We start from the raw sequence: 21,512 nt of genomic DNA on the forward strand, positions 1-21,512 counted from the left end.
ATAGCTTCATCGAAACAAGACAGCCTAAAAGGTACTGAATATGAAAAATATGACCAAAGCATTTGTAGCAGTGGCACTTATTGGTTCAGTAACAACTGCGACTATGGCAGAAAGTACAGTAAACCAAAGCGCGTTTGCCAAAACCGTAACTGTAAAACAAGCACTCACCATGAAAGATGACAGCAAGGTACAAATCAAAGGTCATGTGGTGAAATCAGTAGGCGACGAAAAATATCAGTTCCGTGACAACACAGGCAGCATCAATGTCGAAATTGATGATGAGTTATGGCAAGGCAAACCGATTTCTGCCAAAACACCGGTAACCATTATTGGTGAACTAGATATCGATTACAAACCCGCGAAACGTGTTGAAATCGATGTTGATGAAGTGCGTTTCAATTAAGGCATTGGCGATGGCCGAATGACCTGACTAGAGAAAACCACATGCAATATTACAAAAAGCATGTGGTTTTTTTTATTTAAAATTCATGATTATATGTTGAAAATAAGGGGGATTCAGCATGCGTATTCTTTTGGCGGAAGATGATACCTCACAGGCAGAAAGTATTCAGACCTGGCTGGAAATGGATGGCTATGTAATTGACTGGGTTGAGCGTGGGGACCATGCCATTCTGGCGCTTGAACAGCATCAGTATGACTGTGTTTTACTGGATCGTGGTTTACCGCGAGCCAGTGGGGATCAGATTCTGACGACGCTACGTAAACTGCAGAAAGATACGCCAGTTATTTTTATTACTGCTCGAGACAGTATTGATGACCGGGTAGAAGGACTTGATTTAGGTGCCAATGATTATCTGGTCAAACCTTTTAGCCTGGAAGAATTGTCTGCACGAATTCGTGCCCAGATCCGCTTGCAGCAAAAAAATCTGAGCCATGTGCTGACCTGGGAAGACTTGCAGCTGGATGTACAGGCCAAAACTCTGACTAAAGCAGGTGAAGTGGTGAACTTAACGGCCAAAGAATTTCAGATTTTGCATAAATTGATGCAAAAGCCAGAGCATGTAGTGACCCGGGAACAGCTGGAAGAATCTCTCTATGCCTGGGGGGATGAAATTGAGAGTAATGCCATCGAGGTTTTTATTTATCAACTGCGCAAGAAAATTGGCAGTCAGATGATCAAGACCATACGTGGGCTGGGTTATCGTATGCATAAAGCTGAAGGGTAGATCAATCATGGCTCAGATGATTTCACTGCAACACAAGCTGATCAAGAGCGCCATGTATAGTTCCATTCTGGCGGGCTGTCTGGCCTGGTTGTTATTACTGGGCATTTCTGGCTATCAGTCTATGCAGATTCATGATGAACTGATGGAAGATATTGCGGAACTGTTACTTGGCGATGTGACTCAGTCCCAAGGTCACAATGTGGATGATATCAGTGAAGAGTTTGAGATACAGTATCGACTTTGGCTGGATCAAGATCAGCTAACCACTTCCGAAAAGAATAATCTGTTGCAACATCAGTTACGTCATCAATCAGGGCTGCACTTTCAGTTTGAAAATGGACAGTTATTACGAACGTTGGTAGCTGAAGATGATGGACTCAAAGTTCAGGTCATACAGCCAGTATCCATACGCTTTGAACAGATCTGGAATAGTATTTTGGGTTTTGGTTTGATTCTTCTGCTCTTATGGTTAGTGCAATGGTTGTTACTACATCTATTGATTAAGCATCAGTTAAAGCCGCTTAACCGGATTTCACAGGATATTGCCTCCAAATCCGCCCAGGATCTAAGTCCGGTTCAATCGCCCGAACCGCAAATTGCTGAGCTACAACCGATTGTCAGTCAGTTAAACCGGATGCTGGCTCGGGTAGAGCAGTCCCTAAGTGCAGAACAGCGCTTTACTGCGGATGCTTCGCATGAACTACGCTCACCCTTATCAGCGATTCAAATGCGCCTGCAGGTGTTAAAACGCAAATATCAGACTCATGAGACATTGTCTCAGGATCTGGCGCAGATTCAAAAAGATGTCAGTCGCGGTACTCAGGTTCTGGAAAACCTCTTGCTGCTGGCTCGACTGGACCCTGAACAAAATCATAACCTGCCACAACAAAAGTTAGATTTGCCTGAGCTTATTCAGGATGCTTTAAAAACACTCACGCCGTTCATAGAAGAGAAACAGCTGGACCTAAAACTTGAGCTAAATCATGCTGATATTTCAGGGAATGCCGAACTCATTTTCAATTGCGTGCGAAACCTGATCGACAATGCCATCAAATATACGCCGTCTGCGGGTACAATTCTGATCCAGTGCCAGCATCAGGCGGATAAAACAGAAGTGGTGATTGAAAATTCAGGAGAGGGAATTTCTGAGGAAACTTTACAGCGACTGGGTGAGCGTTTTTATCGCGCTTTGGGCACTAAAACGCAAGGATCAGGCCTGGGATTATCTATCTGCCAGAAAATCATGCAATTGCATCATGGTGATATTCAATTTATGGCTTCTGATCTTGGCGGGTTAAAAGTCGTATTGCGCTTTTAGATATAGAATCAGGAAGCAGACCAAATAAGAAAAAAGCAGTACGTGCTGATTCATACTGCTGATGACCACGTTTATTATTGTGTGAGTTATTTTATTTATTTAGTGAGAATGAGACGATTATTTCGGGTCAAGCGTAGGCGGTATTCTTCACCGGCATGCATGATGCGAATTTCACGTCCGAGAGCAAACAGGTTATTTGAATGCAGCATTGGTAATGCATGATGAGCGTCATTGTTACGTGTAAACAGGCTAAAAGGTGCGTTCATTCCATAGACTCCGTGGTATGTGCTTGGATTGATTTAAATGATAATCATTATCGAATAGGGCTGTCAACGCCTAAATTTTTCAATTCCTAAAAAATCCGCTATCACTTACAATTTGTAATATTTCCAGCCAGTTTATCTTCGTATGTCTAAAGCAAATATTCATGTCGCGATTGCCTTGTTATTTCACCAAAATCAGGTTCTGGTTGGCTGGCGGGAAGCGAAACAGCATCAGGGAAATAAACATGAATTCCCTGGCGGCAAAGTAGAAGAAGGTGAAACACCGCTGCAATCCTGCCGTCGTGAGATCCAGGAAGAAGTCGGTATTGATATCGAGCTTTGGCATCCTTTCGATTTTATTCGTCATGAATATGAAGATGTGATTGTGCATCTGCATTTATTTCATGCCAGTGTAGCTGAAGCACAGTTAGCCCAGATTCAGCAACCCTGGAAGTGGTATAGCCGCGAGCAGTTACAGCAGCTGAATTTTCCGAAAGCCAATGCGGTGATTTTAAAAAAACTGTTATGGCCACAGATGATTAAAATCAGCAATGATCTGGCAGATCTGCATCAGCTCGACAAAGCGCAAATGCTGTATTGGCGAGTTGACGCCAACGCAGAACAGGCCGAGAAATTGGCAACCCTGCCGTTAGAAAAATTATCCCAATTGATTATTAATCATGACTTATATCTGCTGCTGGATGAACAACAGCAACAGAGTATTCAGACTTTACATCTTAAACAGGCACAGCTGAATCAACTAAGTACCAGTGATCTGGTTATAGGGAAACGCTATATTGTGGCGTGTCATGATCATGCGTCTACACAACGGGCAGAACAGCTGGGCTGTGAAGCAATTTTTCTGAGTCCTGTGCTTCCAACAGCGACTCATACAGAAGTAGAGCCACTGGGATGGATTGCCTTTGAGAAGATTGCCAAACAGATTCAGATTCCTGTGTATGCACTTGGTGGAATGAACAAAGAAGATTTGAGTCTGGCTCAATCCCATCATGCCTACGGGATCGCAGGCATTCGTGGGATATAAGTAAGTTAATTACTAAAAGTAATTATAGCTTAAAGAGCGCTTAATGCCTTCTGTGCTTTTTGAATGGTTTGTGGATTTTTTTGCAGCTGACCAGCTTTAAGAATCACCTGCCAGAGCTGCTTTTTCATGGCATTGCTTTGGGCATAGCTAAGGCCGCGCTGCGCAAACGCTTGTGCATTGGCGGGTTTATTCTTGCGGTTCGCCAGCATCCCTAAATACAGATAGGTTTCAGGAGATTGCGGTGCCAGTCGCTGTGCCTGGGTGACATAGGCTTCAGCCTGATCAAACTTTTGTGCTTTATACGCTGTTTGAGTCTGCTGCATCAATTTCTTGAAAGCAGGTAACTGACGGCCATCATCAAACTGCTGTGGTTCAGGTTTCTGCTGTGGCACGACCACTTTTTGACGTTTGATTTCAGGATGATCATAAGGCGTAATCACTACACCATCAGATTTCTGCACCCGTGGCTTTTCAGGTGCAGGCTTGGCTGGAGCAGATGGTTCCTGCTGTATGGACTGACAGCCGACTAAAGCAACTAAAATTGAACCAATCAGGATTTTTTGAAACATATATCTCACTCAATTAGGGTGAATAACTACCGCTTGAGATGATACGTGTATCTTGTAAAGAATCACGTTGGTTTTCCGTTTCAGTTTCTTCAATCCAGATCCCAATTTCATCGCTTGGATCATCAGAACCTTGAGGTTCTTCTGAATCAATCGTATGTGGGGCAGGGGCATAATGCGATGCGCCACAAGCAGTAGCCTGATTTGGCATGCTGTGACGAGTCAACGGAATATACATGGCACCTTCACAGCCTTGAGCAGACAAATGACCTGTCGCGCGATCGACCCATTGCCATTGTACCTCACCTGGTTGATGCAGATTCACTGGCTTCTGGCGTAGCTGCTTCATGACACTGGTCCATACCGGTAGCGCACCAGATGATCCGGTCAAACCAGTAATCTTATTGTCATCCAGACCTAACCAGACCACAGCTAGGTAATTACCAGAATAGCCTGCGAACCATGAGTCACGGGTATCATTGGTTGTCCCTGATTTGCCAGCCAGACCAAGATTACGTGGCAGGGTACTATAAGCAGATTGACCGGTACCGCTGCTCATGACCTGCTGTAAACCATTGTTCAGGATATAGGCATAAGCCGGATCAATGGTTGGCTGAACCGTCAGGCCATAGCGATCGACCAGACGACCATTGGCATCCACCACGGAACGAATGGCTTTGACCGGATATTTAAAACCGCCAGTTGCAAAATTGCCATACAGACTCATCACTTCCATAGGTGACATATCTACCGCACCCAGATAAATGGAAGGGTAGGACGGAATATCAGAAGTCACACCAAATTTCTTCAGATGATTGATAAAGGTCGACATACCGAATTCCTGAGCCAAACGTACCGCGGACAGGTTATAGGAATTTGCCAGTGCTTGAGACATTGGAACCACACCATGCGGGCGGCCACTATAGTTCTTGGGTGTCCAGGTCTTGCCATCAGTTTTAATACTTAGCTCGCTGTCTTCGATCGGGCTCCCCCAATGGTAACGGTTTGATTCAATTGCGGTCAGGTAAATCACAGGTTTTAATAACGAACCCACCTGACGCTTGGCATCCAAGGCACGGTTAAAGCCGGTAAAGTCCTGGGTCGAACCAACTGCAGCAACCAGTTCACCATTTTCTGGATGAATGACCAGCACCGCACCTTGCAAATCTTTTAAACGTTTTGGATTTGATCTGCTTAAGTTCGCTACTGTATTTTTGAAGCTTTGCTGAATACGGGTCTGTGCCAATGGATCCAACGTGGTAAAGATGCGTAGGCCCTGATTAGTAATATCACCTTCCTGATATTCGGTACGCAGCTGACGACGCACAATATCCAAGAAGTCAGGAAAACGTGCTGGACCCAGGGTTGGTTTTGTAATGACATTGAGAGGGCGTGCCTTCTCGGTTTCATATTGCTCTTGGGTCAGATAACCCATAACCAGCATATTGTTCAGCACAATATCACGACGTCTTTTCGCCGTTTCAGGGTTACGCCATGGATTGTAGAGGGAAGGACCTTGTACCAGACCAACTAAAAATGCCTGTTGGGAAATATTTAATTCGCGCAACGGCAGACCAAAATAGAATTGGGAAGCCAGACCGTAACCATTAATAGAATAATTGCCATTCTGGCCCAGATTCACTTCATTTAAATAGGCTTCAAGGATTTCATCCTTGTCATAATGCAATTCAATCAACATCGCCATAAAGGCTTCATTGACTTTACGTTTTAACGTACGCTCTGGACTTAAATAGAAGTTTTTGACCAGCTGCTGGGTTAAAGTCGAGCCACCCTGACGTTTACCGCCGGTAATATTGCTGACCACTGCACGTGCAATCCCGCGTGGAGATACACCATGATGGTGGTAGAAATTACGGTCTTCGGTGGCGATCAGTGCTTCAATCAAAGATTTAGGTACTTTATTCAGCTTGATCAGTACCCGGTCTTCATTATGTTGGGGGTAAATCCCGCCAATTAATAAAGGTTCCAAACGGGCAATTCCGGACGTGGAGGGCTTGGTGGCACTTACGTCATTAATCTGTTCACCATTGAAGCTGACTTTTAAAATCTGCTCAGGCTCAACCCGGTCACCAAAGTCAAAACCACGGGTATGTACATATAAAGTATTACCAGAAGTCACATAACTTCCGGACTTGGTATAGCTTTCAGCACTCTTATATCCAAGCAGTTTGAGCTCTTCCTGAAGATCCTGTTGGCTGACAGGTGCATTGACATAGATTTCCATCGGACGTGCGAAGACTTTCGCAGGAATGTCCCAGCGCTGGCCTTCAAATTTGTCACGTACAATATTATCTAGACGAATCAGATAGATACTAAAGGCAACAAAAGCTGAAATGACCAAAACGGAAAAGATTAAGGCAATAAACCCCAAACCACGTTCATACTTCATAAATGATGATAAGCGTCTGTAAAATTCTGCTAATCATGCGAAGCTTTTAGGGAATTTGCAATATTTAAAGAGAAATTGGTTAAAAAATATCAATTAAAAAATACACTTAGTCTGCATAATATTATTTCTAACTTGCTCTACTTATACATAAAAACCAGGGAAAATTGTCAACGAGCCAGAGCTTAATGCTATTATAGGAGTGATTCGTAGCGGAGCGACGAGACTGGTGCTAATTTCACATAAGACATTCCGAAATATCGGGTTAGTAGGACGTCCTGATAAATCTTCAGTAGTTGAAACCTTATGTCTTATTCATGATCATTTGTTGAACGTGGGCCTGCATCCAGTGTTTGATGCAGATACCGCTGCGCTGGTACCTTATGAAAATACCCAGACAGTGAGCCGTGCCTTGCTTGGTGAGGTGGTCGATCTGGTCATTGTGGTTGGTGGTGATGGTTCATTGCTGCATGCTGCCCGGGCACTGGTCAAATATAATATTCCTGTCATCGGTGTGAACCGTGGCCGCTTGGGCTTCCTGACGGATATCAAGCCGACAGAAGTCATCTTCAAGCTGGATCAGGTCCTTAAAGGTGAATTCCAGCTTGAGCGACGTTTTCTGTTAGAACTGGAAATCCGGTCTAAAGGCGAAATTATCCATGATGCGATTGCCCTGAATGATGTCGTACTTCATTCCGGTAAATCCGTGCACATGATCGACTTTGAGCTGAATATTGATGGACAATATGTCTATCGTCAGCATAGTGATGGTCTGATCGTGTCGACACCAACAGGCTCAACTGCCTATGCACTTTCTGGTGGTGGGCCAATTGTACATCCAAGTATGGATGCGATTGTGCTGGTACCCATGCATCCGCATACCCTGTCATCCCGACCGATTGTGGTTGGAGGACATAGTGAGATTAAGCTGGTGATCCGTAAAAATCGCGTGATGCCGATGGTCAGCGCAGATGGACAGCACAGCATTTCTTTGAATGTGGGAGATACGGTTCACATTCGTAAACACCCATTTAAACTGCAACTTTTACATCCACCGGGTTATGATTTCTATATGGCGTGTCGGACCAAGCTCGGCTGGAACCAAGACTTTGATTATCAGAATCGGGATTAAATCATGAATATTGAACAAATGCTTTCTATGCTCAATCCTGAGATTGTAGACCGACTGCGTACTGCGATTGAAATTGGTAAATGGCCGAACGGTGTGGCATTGACGGAAGAGCAGCGTCAGACGTGTATGCAAGCCGTGTATGCCTGGGAAATTAAACATCTGCCTGAAACTGAACGTAGTGGTTATATCGACCGCGGTACCAAAGAAGAAGGTGAAGAATGTGATGATGATCATCACAAGAATGAACCGGAATTCAGACCCATTCGTTTCGTTTAATTGAAACCAAAAAGACCACAAACGTGGTCTTTTTAATGTCTGAAATAAATGATTTTGTTCAAACCGAAAGACGAGTATTCCAGAGTTCTTTAGCTTTCTGCATCGCTGCTTCATAGCTCTCACATTTGCCCATGGTATATAGCGCAATACCGATAGTTTCAACCACTGCGGTTTCGCCATACTCATGCGAACGTTGACCATCCCAGACTTCTTTAAATACAGCCAGATTCAGCTCTTCTTCAATCGGACTGCGATTGTCCGTCAGTTTAGGCAGTTCGTGTTCATACAGTTCGCCATTCTTGATACCACAAATTAAGGTTTTGGCATCAGGGTTACGTTCAAACTCGCCACCTTCACCTTTAATCACAGCACTATTTTGATAACCGAGCTGAAAAGCAGCGCGCTGGTGTGAACCACGATAAGCCGGATGGAAAATGGCCTGTAAAGTCGCTTTGGCATTGAATGGATTAATCAGGCGCGCCAATGTATGAATAGGAGAACGTAAACCCATAACATTTCGCAGTCCGATCAGCTCAGCCAGGATAGGTGAAATCACATCTAAAGGCAGATAAGCAAAATGTCTTTCTTGCAGCTGCTGTTCGACTTCAACCTCACTGTGGCAAATAGAATAGCCTAGGTATTCTAATACTTGCTCAGTATAAACCCGATTCAAAGTATGCCCAGCTGCACCATGCATGACAATATTATAGCCATGCTTGGCCAAGGTGAGGGCAGACAGGATAAACCATGGATAATGCTTGCGCTTGCCAGCATAAGATGACCAGTCCAAGTCTACATCTAGATCTTTAAAATTAAGCTGATCCCGGGTTGCCTGAACAAAACCTGCCAGTTCTTCGACGGATTCTTCTTTTACGCGCAGTAGCATCAGGAAGGCACCTAGCTGCACATCCAGCACCTCATTTTTCAGGATCATACTAAAAGCTTGATAGGCTTCATCATAACTGAGCGAGCGTGCACCATTCTTTCCTTTACCAATAATACGAATAAACTGGGCAAAAGGATGTTCAGCATCTTTATAAATATTTCGCTTTGTGGTCATAGGGATAGATCAATCATGTTTATCAAGTATTGGCATATTTTACGCTGATATTGGTATTTCACCTTCTTATTTTGCAGAAGAATTATAGTTTTATAAGACTATAGTCTAAGGAATATTGATTATTATTTAGACAAATTTAACATTTTGGGTTAAACAAAAGTCTAAAAAGCGGTTAAAATTTCTCTTGATTTTTTGTGTTTGCTTCATCTCCTGATCAATACACTAACTTCTGCTGAAGAGCGGTGTTCCTGTAATTGTTAAACGTACATACACAATCTATTTTCGGTATCAGATTAATTTCTTGATACGTAAGCACTTTTTTGTTTAAGGCAATGAAGTATTGGATGCTTATTTTCTTAAATAAGTGAAAACTGAATATTGCTTCTTGTTAGAAGTATATTGTGAACTAAGGTCATGGCTAAAAAACCTATTTATAAGTCACTTTATTTTCAAGTGATTATTGCCATTATTGCCGGTATCCTCGTGGGTCACTTCTCACCAAGCGGTACGCAAATTATCAATGGTGCTGAGCAATATGTTCCTGGTTTGGGCGAACAGCTGAAACCATTGGGTGATGGCTTTATCCGCCTGATCAAAATGATTATCGCACCAGTAATTTTCTGTACGGTAGTGAGTGGTATTGCAGGTATGGAAAGCATGAAATCTGTCGGCAAGACAGGTGGTATTGCTTTACTATACTTTGAAATCGTATCGACGATTGCCTTGGTGATCGGTCTGCTTGTGATCAATATTGCCAAACCTGGTGTTGGTATGAACGTTGATCCAGCAACTCTGGATACGGAAGGTATCTCGAAATATGTTGCATCAGGTGAGTCACAATCGACCATCGATTTCTTCATGAATATCATTCCAAATACGGTAGTGGGCGCATTTGCTGAAGGGGAAATCCTTCAGGTACTGCTATTTGCTCTCCTGTTTGGTTTTGCCCTGCATCAGCTGGGTGATAATGGTAAGCCAGTACTGAAGTTCATTGACCAGATTTCACATGTATTCTTTAACATCGTGAACATGATCATGAAACTTGCACCTATCGGTGCGTTCGGTGCCATGGCATTTACGATCGGTAAATATGGTATCGGTACACTGGCGCAGCTGGGTCAATTGATTCTGTGCTTCTATATCACCTGTATCCTGTTTATTTTCATTATTCTTGGTTCGATTGCACGTTTTACCGGCTTTAGTATCATGAAAATGATCCGTCTGATCCGCGAAGAATTGCTGATTGTACTGGGTACTTCATCCTCTGAATCTGTATTGCCGCGTATGCTGAAAAAGCTGGAACTGGCAGGTGCAGAAAAATCAGTAGTCGGTCTGGTCATTCCAACAGGTTATTCTTTCAACCTGGACGGGACTTCTATTTACCTGACTATGGCGGCAGTCTTCATCGCTCAGGCGACCAATACCCAGCTAGATCTATCTCATCAGATTACCTTGCTTCTTGTGCTATTGATTTCATCTAAAGGTGCAGCAGGTGTAACAGGTTCTGGCTTTATCGTAATGGCTGCAACCCTGTCTGCAGTAGGGCATATCCCGGTAGCGGGCTTGGCACTGATTTTGGGTATCGACCGTTTCATGTCTGAAGCACGTGCTTTGACTAACCTGATTGGCAACTCATTGGCGACTCTGGTTGTTGCAAAATGGGTCGGTCAGCTTGACAAAGAAAAACTGAATTATGCATTAAACAATCCGGCAGAAATTGATGAATTAATGCAGCAAGAAAGCGTTAAATCTCACTGATTTCAGTCTGTTTAAAAAAGGAAGCTTCGGCTTCCTTTTTTAAACTTTTATTAAAATAAATTGACTGTAAAGTTTGAAAAAAATCATATTAGCGCATGACACTCACCTTAAAAATCGCTAGCCTGTTTGTGGAAATATAATGATAAACACCACAAGGATAGAACAATGCTGGCATATGATGCAGACCTGGAATTATTCCGCGATAACTTTAAACGCTTTATGAGCGAACAGATTGCACCGCACTATGAGCAATGGGAACGTGAGGGCAAGATTCCACGTTCAGTCTGGAATGCGCTGGGTGAAAATGGCTTTCTTTGTGTGGATGTTCCAGAAGAATATGGTGGCTATGGTGTGCCAACCCATTACTCCTTAATGTTACTCGAAGAGTCGGCACGTGCAGGGTTTAGTGCACTCTCTATTGGTTTGTCATGCCACTCGGATATTGCTGCACCCTATATCCTGCATATCGCCACTGAAGAACAGAAGAAATACTGGCTGCCTAAAATGGTAACCGGTGAGGTGGTCGGTGCCATCGGTATGACTGAACCAGGTGCGGGTTCTGACTTGCAGGCAATTCGAACCAGTGCCATTTTGCAGGACGACCATTATCTGTTAAATGGTTCCAAAACTTTTATTTCGAATGGTCAGCATGCCGATCTGGTGGTGCTGGCTGTAAAAACCGATCCACAGGCACGTGCCAAAGGTGTTTCACTGCTTTTAGTAGATACTCATCTGGAAGGTTTTAAGAAAGGCACCAATCTGGACAAGATTGGCCTGCACTCGCAAGATACCTCTGAGCTGTTCTTTGATAATGTCAAAGTGCCAAAAGATCAGTTACTCGGTCAACCAGGCCAAGGCTTTGCATACCTGATGCAGGAACTGCCACGTGAGCGCACTGCGATTGCGGCTACGGCTTTGGGTGCGATTCGTGGTTCAATTGATATCACCACGACCTATGTCAAAGAACGTCAAGCCTTTGGTCAGGCAGTGGGCCAATTCCAGAACACTCGCTTTGTACTGGCACAGGCCAAGATTGATGAACTGGCAACAGCGGCGTTTTATAATCAGAATGTTGAGTTGTATATGCAGGGCAAGCTGAATGTTGAAACTGCAGCAGCCTTAAAAAGTTTTTCAACTGACATGCAGATGAAAATTGCGGATAATTTGCTCCAGCTGTTTGGTGGCTATGGCTATATGACTGAATATCCGATTTCCCGTTTCTTTGTCGATGCGCGTATCCAAAGGATTTATGGTGGTACGAACGAGATCATGAAAGAAATCGTGGCACGTAGCCTATTAGGTCGATAAAAGTATTTCATTCGCTATAAAGTAAAAGTGAGCCTATAAGGGCTCATTTTTATGTAAGGGAGCAAATGACATTTTTCATATTTTAAGACCTTAATACTTCTAGGCACTCATCAATAAATACAGGTAAATCGTCTGGTGCACGTGAAGAGATCAACTGGTTATTATCATTGACCAGTTCTGCATCATAATAACGACCGCCTGCATCTTGCAGCCAGTGCGCATGGTCACGAATACTGGTAATAATCCGGTCCTTCAGTACGTCAGCTGCACCGAGTAATAATGAAGCATCGCAGATGCTAAAGATGGTTTTATTGGCTGCATTAAATTCCTGAATCAACTTTAGAACGACAGCATCTGAAGTGAAGGTCAAGGGAGATTCTCCACCTGGAATTAGTAATGCGTCAAAATCATCGACACAGATTTGGTCAATACTTTCATCTATAGTCACTGAAGCTGTATGTTTCTGACCATATATGACCTTTCCAGCTTCATGGTCAATATTGCAGATACTGTGACTGGCAGCACGAAAGGCTTCTACAGGTTCAAAATATTCCTGATCATCAAAGTTATGAGTGACGAGCACAGCTATTCTTTTTGGCATGTATTTGCTCCTGCCTAAGTTTTGAACAGACTAGCGGGATAAGGTTTAAAAATCGTCCCTGCTCTGTAAATAAATACATGTTAAATGTAAAAAGCTCTGTTAAAACAAGTAAAAAAAGCATATGTGCAGGAGGTTGAGCGGTAATTTTAAAATGAACTATTGATCATCTAGCAACGTCTTTCCATTGCTGATTTTTGAGTCTTTGCATGATTTTTCTTATGGTTAAAATCGTTATATAGATTAAGAAATAATGATAATTCATCCATCCTAAAATCAGTTAAGATGCAAACGCAAACTTTACAATTTGATAATGTAATTTTTGCTGAATACGCTGTGGAAAATGTTACCAAACATTGCAGATGCGATGAGTGCTTAGGCAACGCATAAATAACTGACTTTTAAAAGACAAAGTCATATTGCGTAACATTTGAAAGCTTACTATTGTTATACTGAAACAGTTACGGTTTATGAAGGGCGACATAACAATGATCAACGACGATCAAAACACTACGACTTCTCTTGATTTGGCTAAGATTCGTGAAGATATCGATTCAGTTGATCAGCAAATTCAGCAATTGATTAATCGCCGTGCGCGTTTGGCAGAAGCTGTAGCAAAAGCAAAGTTTGCTTCAGAAGAGAATCCACTGTTTTACCGTCCTGAACGTGAAGCGCAGGTTTTGCGTAATGTTATGGAACGTAATGAGGGGCCATTGTCTGATACCACCATGGCACGTCTGTTCCGTGAAATCATGTCGGCATGTTTAGCGCTCGAAGCACCACAAAGTATTGCTTTCCTGGGGCCTGTGGGCACCTATACGCATTCAGCAGTATTGAAACATTTTGGGCATGATGCTGTAGTACGTCCATTGCCAACCATTGATGAAGTATTCCGTGAAGTAGAAGCGGGAAGTGCGCATTATGGTCTGGTACCAGTTGAAAACTCGTCTGAAGGTGTGGTGAACCATACTTTAGACTGTTTCAAAACTTCGCATCTCAATGTGATTGGTGAAGTGGAATTGCCAATTCATCACCAGTTCCTGATCTCTGAAAATACCCGTAAAGACAGTATCAAGCAGATTTATGCGCATCAGCAAACTTTGGCACAATGCCGTAAATGGTTAGATGCCCATTATCCAGGTGTTGAGCGTGTCGCACTCAGTTCAAATGCTGAAGCCGCACGCCGTATTCAGAATGAATGGCATTCTGCTGCAATTGCTTCAGAAATTGCTGCGAACATCTATAATCTTGAGATCATGCACAGCAATATCGAGGACAATCCGGAAAATACGACACGTTTCCTGGTGATTGGTCGCGAGAAAGTGCCACAAAGCGGTAATGACAAAACTTCACTGCTGGTGTCAGCGCATGACCGCGCCGGTGCATTGCTTGAGATCCTTGCACCATTTGCCAAGCACAACATAAGTCTAACAAGTATTGAAACTCGTCCTGCACTTCCTGAAAAATGGGCTTATGTATTCTTTATCGATCTTGAAGGTCATATTGAGCAGGAAAATGTTAAAGCTGCGATCGAAGAAATTCGTCCGTTTGTGAAAGAAGTCCGCGTGCTTGGTTCATATCCTGCAGCTGTTTTATAAAAGCAGCCTTTCGTGGTTAGTGCGAGGGTGCTAACCACTGTTTCATCTGTAAATCGGAAGTATAAAATGTCGTTTGTCCCAGCCAATGAAGGCATCTCTAAATTAAAGCCATATCAACCAGGTAAACCGATCAGTGAACTTGAGCGTGATTTGGGCATCACTGATATCGTAAAACTGGCTTCAAATGAAAACCCGCTGGGCTGTTCAGATAAAGTCAAAGAAGCAGTGGCTGCGGAGCTGGCGGAAATTGGCCGTTATCCGGATGGCGGTGGCTTTATCCTGAAAGATCAGATCAAGACACAATTCGGTTTTGATCATAACCAGATTACTTTAGGTAATGGTTCAAACGACTTACTGGAAATATTCGCCCGTGCATTTGTTTCTGAAAAAGATTCTGTGGTGTATAGCCAGCACGCGTTTGCGGTATATGCACTGGTAACTCAAGCGATTAATGCCGAAGCAATTGAAGTGCCAGCAAAAGGTTTTTCGCATGACCTTGAAGCGATGGCGGCTGCGGTAAAAGACAACACCAAACTGATCTTTATTGCCAATCCGAACAACCCGACAGGCACCTGGTTCGAAGAAGCTGAATTTGAAGCATTTATGCAGAAAGTGCCTGCGAATGTGATCGTGGTACTGGACGAAGCTTATGTGGAATATTTCCCGGAAAACTTCAATAGCCTGAAATTTCTGAAACAGTATCCAAACCTGATTGTCAGCCGTACGCTGTCTAAGTGCTATGGTCTGGCTGCGCTGCGTGTTGGTTTTGCTTTGGCATCTGTTGAAGTGACTGATTACTTGAACCGTATCCGTCAGCCATTCAACGTCAACCATTTAGCGATGGTGGCTGCGGTTGCTGCACTGAAAGATGAAGCATTTATCGAGAAATCTCGTGAAGTGAACAAGGCGGGTATGGCTCAGCTAGAAGCGGGTTTCAAAGCTTTAGGCCTGAACTATGTACCTTCACGCGCGAATTTCATCTTGGTTGATGTACAGGCTGACCCAGCAGAAACATTTAACAAGTTGTTGAAAGAAGGGGTGATCGTACGTCCAGTGGGTATTCCAAATCACCTGCGTGTATCGATTGGTACTGAAGCTGAAAATGCCAAATTTCTTGCTGCATTAGGTAAAGTACTTGGCTTAGAGGCGAAAGCTTAAGTTATGTCGCAGCCACTGTTTGAAAAAGTTGCCTTTATCGGACTTGGACTGATTGGTTCAAGTCTGGCGCGTGTCATTAAGGCCGAGCATTTAGCCAATGACATCGTGGCATCGACCCGCTCACAAAAAACCTTGGAAGATGCCAAGGCACTTGGTCTGATTTCAGACGGCTATGCAGATCCTGTAGAAGCTGTTCAAGGTGCAGACCTGGTGGTGCTGGCTTTACCTGTTCGTGCAACGCAAAAGGTATTGGAAACCGTCAAGCCATATCTGGCTGAGGGCGCCATTATCACCGATGTGGGTAGTACCAAAGGCAATGTGGTAGAAGCAGCCAAAGCCGTATTTGGTGAAAATCTACCAGCCGGTTTTGTGCCGGGGCATCCAATTGCGGGTGCAGAACATACCGGGGTGCATGCGGGTAAGGTGGATCTGTTCGCTAATCACAAGGTGATTTTGACACCGTTGCCAAGCAGCGGACAATGGGCGGTCGAGAAACTGATTCAACTGTGGCAGGCGGCCAAAGCGGAAGTGATTTGTATGGATGTGGAAAAGCACGATGAAGTGCTGGCCCATACCAGTCATCTTCCGCATTTGATGGCCTTCAATCTGGTCGAACAACTGGCCAAACGCGAAGACAATCTGGATATTTTTCGTTATGCTGCCGGTGGCTTCCGCGACTTCTCGCGTATTGCCGCCAGCGATCCACAAATGTGGCATGACATCTTTTTTGCCAATAAAAAGGCGATTCTCAATGCCGTGGACGGCTTTGAAGCTCAACTCGCGATTATCCGCAAGCTGATTGAAGATGAAGATTCACAAGCCTTAATGGGCTTATTGGGGCATGCGCAAGCCGCGCGTCAGCACTTCAATCATATGCTCGCCAAGAAACCTCTCATGGAGAAAAATAAAGTGACACAACAATTTACCATTCAACCAGGTGCCAAGACGTTCCAGGGTAAATTTACCGTGCCAGGTGACAAATCTGTGTCACACCGTTCCATCATGTTTGGTGCCATCGCTGAAGGCACAACGCATGTGACCGGGTTCCTTGAGGGTGAAGATGCGCTTGCAACTTTACAAGCCTTCCGTGATATGGGTGTAAGCATTGAAGGGCCAAAAAATGGTGAAGTGACCATTCATGGCGTGGGTATGCACGGCCTGAAAGCACCGAAGTCTGCACTGTATATGGGTAACTCAGGTACTTCGATGCGTCTGCTGTCTGGCATGCTGTCAGCACAAAAATTTGACTCGGTGATGACCGGTGATGCTTCGCTGTCTAAACGTCCAATGGAGCGTATTGCTAAACCATTACGTTTGATGGGTGCACAGATTCAAACTACGGGTGAACGTGGTACACCACCAGTATCGATTACCGGTAATCAAAACCTGAAAGGTATTCAATACGACTTGCCAATGGCATCTGCTCAGGTGAAATCAGGGATTTTGCTAGCGGGTCTTTGGGCTGAGGGCGAAACTTCAGTGACTGAACCTGAACCAACCCGTGACCATACTGAACGTATGTTGCGTGCGTTTGGTTATGACGTAAAAACTGAAGCTAACCGTATTTCCCTGCAAGGTGGCGGCAAACTGGTGGGTACCAATATTCAAGTCCCATCGGATATTTCTTCTGCTGCTTTCTTTATGGTCGGTGCAGCGATTACTGAAAATGCTGACGTGACTTTGGAAGCGGTAGGCATTAACCCAACCCGTACTGGTGTCATCGAAATCCTGAAACAGATGGGAGCCGACATCGCTGTTGAAAATGAACGTATTGCGGGCGGTGAACCGATCGCGGATATTCGTATCCGTGGTACACGTACCTTAAAAGGCATTCATATGCCGGAAGACCAAGTGCCACTAGCAATTGATGAATTCCCGGCATTGTTTATCGCGGCAGCTTGTGCTGAAGGCCAAACGATTCTAACTGGTGCTGCTGAGCTGCGTGTCAAAGAATCGGATCGTATTCAGGTGATGGCAGATGGTCTGAAAACCATGGGCATTGATTGTACGCCAACTGATGATGGCATTATCATTGAAGGTAAGGGCAAGGCAGGTGACTGGTCACCAATCTTTACCGGTGGTGAAATTGAATCACATCATGATCATCGTATTGCCATGAGCTTCTCAATCGCAGGTCTGCGTAACTCAGGTGAAATTAAGATTGTTGGGACTGAAACTGTCGCAACCAGTTTCCCAACCTTCACTGAACTGACTTCTCAAGCCGGTTTGGCGATTGAAGTGACAGAATAATTCTAAAATTTACATGAAACAGCCAAGCTTTTGCTTGGCTGTTTTGTTTATATTGGCTTATGCTAAAACCATACAACAAAAAAGCCATTTGGATGTAGCAATGCGAAAATTAAAATTTATGGCCAATCCTCAGAGCCAGGAACAATTACAGGGCAGTCAGCAGACTCAGGAATATGTGGCACATCTGCTGACGGAAGAGCTCGGTAAATATGGCTTTAAGACCTTGGCGCAAAGTGGCGCACAAGTGGCCGTAAGTGTCGATGAACACGAGTTGCCATTATCAGTGAGCTGTGAGACACGAGATCAGGAAGGGCACCTGATTTGTGAAATTGCTTCTTATCCGGATGAAGAACAGGACTGGCTGGACCGGATTACAGAACAAAGTTTATTAAATCAGTTGGCACAAGCCGTTGAAGCATCATTGAAAGAACAAGAAAGTTTTAGTGAGTTTGAGTGGAAGAACTAGTTCAACAAATGCAAAGGGTTTTGCCCATACTACAAAGTGAACGTCTTGTTTTAGATTATTTTAAGCCATCTGATGCTGCGGAAGCCTATGCCTCGATTACCCCGAGTCTGACCCGTTTTATGGCATGGGATGCACCGGAATCTGAACAGGTATTTGCAACAGTCTGGCAAAACTGGCTAAACAATATGGCTGATCATAAAGAATATATCTTTGTGATCCGTCATATTGAAAGACATGAATTTATCGGACTATGTGGTTTGCATCGACTACAAGATGAAATACCTGAAGTGGGTATCTGGATTCGTGAAAAGGCGCATGGTCATCATTATGGACATGAGGCGGTGCGTTGTATTGTGGCCTATGCTTTCAATACATTAGGGATCAAGGTTTTGAGCTATCCGGTAGCAGAAGAAAACTGGGCTAGCCGAAAAATTGCAGAACGTGTAGGTGGAAAAATTATCAACCACCTAGATAAACCTAAATATCGGGCTGTAATTTATGAAATACACGCTAAAGATTTTATGACTGAATAAAAAACCTCATCAAATGATGAGGTTTTTTTGATTAGCTTAATGCGAGGAAACGGCTCATCGCAATCCGAAGCTGTTTTAAATAACCGGTAAAGAAATGATTTGCGCCAGGCAGGATCGTGACCAGATGACGTTGAGGCTTGGCCCATTCAATCATGTCGGATAAAAGCGTGACATCATCCGCTTCACCATGGATAAATAAAATATCACCTTTGATCTGTGGAGTAACATAGTGACGTAGGCCAGCTACGGTTGCAGTCGGTAGACCACACAAAATCACTTTTGAAGGTTGCAGTTCAACGGGCAGGGCAGCGTAACACTTGGCCATGACATGTGCGCCAAAACTGAAACCGCCTGCAAAGAAAGGCAGGCCAATATGTTGGCGACGCGTATATTTAATGACTTCAAGTATATCATCCGTTTCACCAAAGCCTTCATCATGCAGACCGGCACTTTGACCAGAACCACGGAAACTTGGACGATAGACAACACAACCACGCTCTAAAAACATTTGTGCCAGTAACACCGGAACCTTATGTTGTGGTGTGCCACCTTGTAATGGATGGGGATGACAAACAATCGCGAATCCTTTCACTTCACCCTGAGGATAATCCACAAAAACCTCAAGTTGGCCAGCAGGGCCTTGGAGGAAGATTGGTTCGGACATAGAAAACCGATAAATTGCAGGAGAATTTTCTATTTTAACGATTATGATAAATAAAAACATGAATTGGAATTAAAATAAGTCTACTGATATAGTTTGATTAATCATTTTTTAACCAGGTTGCTATGCTTGCTTTAATTTCTCCAGCCAAGACTCTAGATTACGAAACACCTTTACCTACAGATCAATTTACTCAGGCAAGATTGCTGGAACATTCCCAGGAATTGATAGAAGTTGCCCGCAAGTTATCAGCAACTGAAATTGCCAGCTTAATGAGCGTCAGTGAAAAAATTGCCAATCTGAATGCGGAACGCTTCAGAGACTGGCAGCCAGATTTTGATTTTTCCAATGCTCGTCAGGCAATCTTTGCCTTTAAAGGGGACGTTTATACCGGTCTGGATGCTTACCAGTTAAAGCAGGATCAGATTCATTATGCACAGAACCATCTGCGTATGTTATCCGGCCTATATGGCTTATTGCGTCCGCTGGATCTGATGATGCCTTACCGTCTGGAGATGGGAACCAAATTGACTAACCCACGTGGTGCTCATCTCTACGAGTTCTGGGGACATACCATCACTGATCTGATCAATCATGACCTGGCAGCAGCAGAGTCTGAAATTCTGGTCAATATTGCTTCGGATGAATATTACAAGGCAGTGAAAGAAAGCAAAATTCAGGCTGAAATCATCAAGCCGGTATTTTTAGATCAGAAAAATGGCAAATATAAAGTCATCAGCTTCTATGCCAAGAAAGCTCGCGGTTTAATGGCGCGCTTTATCATTGAAAACAAGATCAAACGAACTGAAGACTTAAAAGCCTTTAATACCGATGGATATTATTTTGATGCTGAAAGTTCATTAAAAGGTGAGTTGGTATTTAAACGTGATGAGCAGCTAGCTGCTTAAGGTAAAAGATTCACCCAAGACTGAATGAAGAAATTTTCTTAAAAGTCTTGGGTGAATTTAAGTTTAGAAATATTGGGTTGAATTGAATAAAAATTAAAAAAAAGGGAAGGAACTTCCAAAATATCATTTATTTAGAAGAATTTTTAACAGGAAATGGATAAATTTTTTAGAAGAAAAGCTAAATAAAATAATGAAAGCTATAGGGAGCTTTAAAAGATATTTTTCACTCGATAAATTTATATAGTAAAGACAAATTTCTAGAAAAATAAAAAATAGAATCAATCAATTAATTTCTTTTAATATTCAAAAAATGACTAAAAAATAAAAAAATTATGACTTAAAAAATTATGATTAATTGAATAAGAAGTATAAAAAAACGAAGAATGAAAAGACCCTAAATATTTGAAAAAACTGCATTTTATCGGATTATTTGTAAACTATGTCACAATTTTATTGTTATTTTGTTAGCATAACTTCAATGCTGTTACATAACTCAACTACAAAAATGAAAATTTATACAATTCCTATTTTTGTGCTGATGGTGGGTTTACTCGGTTATTGTGTTCACCAACAGGCCGAAACAAAAAAACATGAAGAGCTTCATCAGATTCTGAAAGAAGTACAACATTCAACTAAATTGCTGAATGCAAATCGGCCCCGACCTTAATAGATTTGCACTAAGCTCTTTGATTAGGGAATCAGATACAAAGATAAAAATAAAATTATAATAAATAAAAGAAAATTTAATAATAGTAGAACTAGATTATATTAATTTTTAATAAAATATAAATTCTAAGAAGCAATCAGAAATCAATGTGTTATAATTTGCAAAAGATAAAGTTAGATCAAATTTACTTAAATTAAGTATTTGATTCTAATGATGAAAAAAGCTGCATAGGGGTTATGCAGCTTTTTTGTTTAAATTGTTTTTTGAGTTTTTCTAGCGCAGTTTTCTTACTGTTCGCTATTGAAACATTTTGACCCGCTAAATGGCGAAGCTGGCATATTCGTTGCTAACAG

The 21,512-nt window shown here is 42.9% G+C and carries 20 protein-coding genes; 14 read left to right on the forward strand and 6 right to left on the reverse strand.

From position 1 onward, the window contains the following. The first annotated feature begins 40 nt into the window (after nucleotides 1–40). The 3 genes from C8322_RS04595 (at nucleotide 41) to C8322_RS04605 (ending at nucleotide 2,505) form a co-directional block, all read left to right on the forward strand. Complete coding sequence (locus tag C8322_RS04595) at nucleotides 41–403, forward strand: NirD/YgiW/YdeI family stress tolerance protein (protein ID WP_004815357.1); 363 nt, start codon at nucleotides 41–43, stop codon at nucleotides 401–403. Nucleotides 404–521: 118 nt separating this feature from the next. Then, nucleotides 522–1,187 carry a response regulator transcription factor gene (locus C8322_RS04600; protein ID WP_004815358.1) on the forward strand — a complete coding sequence of 222 codons (666 nt, stop codon included), beginning with the start codon at nucleotides 522–524 and terminating at the stop codon, nucleotides 1,185–1,187. 7 nt (nucleotides 1,188–1,194) lie between these two features. Further along, entirely contained in the window at nucleotides 1,195–2,505 is a 1,311-nt protein-coding gene (locus C8322_RS04605; protein WP_004815359.1) for a sensor histidine kinase, read from the forward strand. A 95-nt stretch (nucleotides 2,506–2,600) separates the two neighbouring features. On the opposite strand, the gene hemP is transcribed toward C8322_RS04605, so the two are convergent. Beyond that, nucleotides 2,601–2,771 (reverse strand): hemin uptake protein HemP, encoded by a 171-nt coding sequence (gene hemP / locus C8322_RS04610; protein WP_004815360.1) that lies wholly within the window; start codon nucleotides 2,769–2,771, stop codon nucleotides 2,601–2,603. A 142-nt stretch (nucleotides 2,772–2,913) separates the two neighbouring features. Between hemP and C8322_RS04615 the strand changes: the two genes are divergently transcribed. After that, the gene (locus C8322_RS04615) at nucleotides 2,914–3,813 is read left to right on the forward strand and encodes an NUDIX domain-containing protein (protein ID WP_004815361.1); all 900 of its coding nucleotides are present in this window, start codon (nucleotides 2,914–2,916) and stop codon (nucleotides 3,811–3,813) included. 29 nt (nucleotides 3,814–3,842) lie between these two features. On the opposite strand, the gene C8322_RS04620 is transcribed toward C8322_RS04615, so the two are convergent. Continuing rightward, the gene (locus C8322_RS04620) at nucleotides 3,843–4,382 is read right to left on the reverse strand and encodes a tetratricopeptide repeat protein (protein WP_004815362.1); all 540 of its coding nucleotides are present in this window, start codon (nucleotides 4,380–4,382) and stop codon (nucleotides 3,843–3,845) included. Between the two features lie 13 nt (nucleotides 4,383–4,395). Continuing rightward, nucleotides 4,396–6,789: a penicillin-binding protein 1B gene (gene mrcB, locus C8322_RS04625; protein WP_111810419.1), complete on the reverse strand. Its 2,394-nt coding sequence runs from the start codon at nucleotides 6,787–6,789 to the stop codon at nucleotides 4,396–4,398. A 226-nt stretch (nucleotides 6,790–7,015) separates the two neighbouring features. On the opposite strand from mrcB, the gene C8322_RS04630 reads away from it, so the two are divergent. Further along, complete coding sequence (locus C8322_RS04630) at nucleotides 7,016–7,918, forward strand: NAD(+) kinase (RefSeq protein ID WP_004815364.1); 903 nt, start codon at nucleotides 7,016–7,018, stop codon at nucleotides 7,916–7,918. Between the two features lie 3 nt (nucleotides 7,919–7,921). After that, nucleotides 7,922–8,194 (forward strand): YeaC family protein, encoded by a 273-nt coding sequence (locus C8322_RS04635; protein ID WP_004815365.1) that lies wholly within the window; start codon nucleotides 7,922–7,924, stop codon nucleotides 8,192–8,194. Nucleotides 8,195–8,252: 58 nt separating this feature from the next. On the opposite strand, the gene C8322_RS04640 is transcribed toward C8322_RS04635, so the two are convergent. Then, complete coding sequence (locus tag C8322_RS04640; RefSeq protein WP_004815366.1) at nucleotides 8,253–9,254, reverse strand: glycosyl transferase family protein; 1,002 nt, start codon at nucleotides 9,252–9,254, stop codon at nucleotides 8,253–8,255. Between the two features lie 414 nt (nucleotides 9,255–9,668). Here C8322_RS04640 and C8322_RS04645 point away from each other — a divergent pair, with 414 nt between their 5' ends. Next, entirely contained in the window at nucleotides 9,669–11,012 is a 1,344-nt protein-coding gene (locus C8322_RS04645) for a dicarboxylate/amino acid:cation symporter (protein WP_004815367.1), read from the forward strand. A 165-nt stretch (nucleotides 11,013–11,177) separates the two neighbouring features. After that, a complete protein-coding gene (locus C8322_RS04650) occupies nucleotides 11,178–12,320 on the forward strand; it encodes an acyl-CoA dehydrogenase family protein (RefSeq protein WP_004815368.1) in 1,143 nt (380 codons plus the stop codon). An 82-nt stretch (nucleotides 12,321–12,402) separates the two neighbouring features. Here the strand turns inward: C8322_RS04650 and C8322_RS04655 are convergent, their stop codons facing one another. Next, nucleotides 12,403–12,921 carry a DJ-1/PfpI family protein gene (locus tag C8322_RS04655; RefSeq protein WP_004815370.1) on the reverse strand — a complete coding sequence of 173 codons (519 nt, stop codon included), beginning with the start codon at nucleotides 12,919–12,921 and terminating at the stop codon, nucleotides 12,403–12,405. Between the two features lie 485 nt (nucleotides 12,922–13,406). Between C8322_RS04655 and pheA the strand changes: the two genes are divergently transcribed. From pheA to C8322_RS04680, 5 genes are all read left to right on the forward strand, one after another. After that, complete coding sequence (gene pheA / locus C8322_RS04660; protein WP_004815372.1) at nucleotides 13,407–14,516, forward strand: prephenate dehydratase; 1,110 nt, start codon at nucleotides 13,407–13,409, stop codon at nucleotides 14,514–14,516. A 66-nt stretch (nucleotides 14,517–14,582) separates the two neighbouring features. Next, the gene (gene hisC / locus C8322_RS04665; protein WP_004815374.1) at nucleotides 14,583–15,674 is read left to right on the forward strand and encodes a histidinol-phosphate transaminase; all 1,092 of its coding nucleotides are present in this window, start codon (nucleotides 14,583–14,585) and stop codon (nucleotides 15,672–15,674) included. 3 nt (nucleotides 15,675–15,677) lie between these two features. Next, complete coding sequence (locus C8322_RS04670; protein ID WP_004815375.1) at nucleotides 15,678–17,924, forward strand: bifunctional prephenate dehydrogenase/3-phosphoshikimate 1-carboxyvinyltransferase; 2,247 nt, start codon at nucleotides 15,678–15,680, stop codon at nucleotides 17,922–17,924. Nucleotides 17,925–18,024: 100 nt separating this feature from the next. Further along, a complete protein-coding gene (locus C8322_RS04675; protein ID WP_004815377.1) occupies nucleotides 18,025–18,390 on the forward strand; it encodes a hypothetical protein in 366 nt (121 codons plus the stop codon). Continuing rightward, the gene (locus C8322_RS04680) at nucleotides 18,378–18,923 is read left to right on the forward strand and encodes a GNAT family N-acetyltransferase (protein WP_004815380.1); all 546 of its coding nucleotides are present in this window, start codon (nucleotides 18,378–18,380) and stop codon (nucleotides 18,921–18,923) included. Before C8322_RS04675 ends, C8322_RS04680 begins: the two co-directional genes overlap by 13 nt. Before the next feature lie 31 nt (nucleotides 18,924–18,954). Here the strand turns inward: C8322_RS04680 and C8322_RS04685 are convergent, their stop codons facing one another. Further along, on the reverse strand, nucleotides 18,955–19,587 hold the full coding sequence (locus C8322_RS04685; protein ID WP_034424958.1) for an alpha/beta hydrolase: 633 nt from the start codon (nucleotides 19,585–19,587) through the stop codon (nucleotides 18,955–18,957). A 122-nt stretch (nucleotides 19,588–19,709) separates the two neighbouring features. Between C8322_RS04685 and yaaA the strand changes: the two genes are divergently transcribed. Then, entirely contained in the window at nucleotides 19,710–20,492 is a 783-nt protein-coding gene (gene yaaA / locus C8322_RS04690; protein ID WP_004815385.1) for a peroxide stress protein YaaA, read from the forward strand. Nucleotides 20,493–21,512 lie beyond the last annotated feature (1,020 nt).

Source organism: Acinetobacter sp. SM1B, assembly GCF_003289665.1.
Classification (GTDB): domain Bacteria; phylum Pseudomonadota; class Gammaproteobacteria; order Pseudomonadales; family Moraxellaceae; genus Acinetobacter; species Acinetobacter schindleri.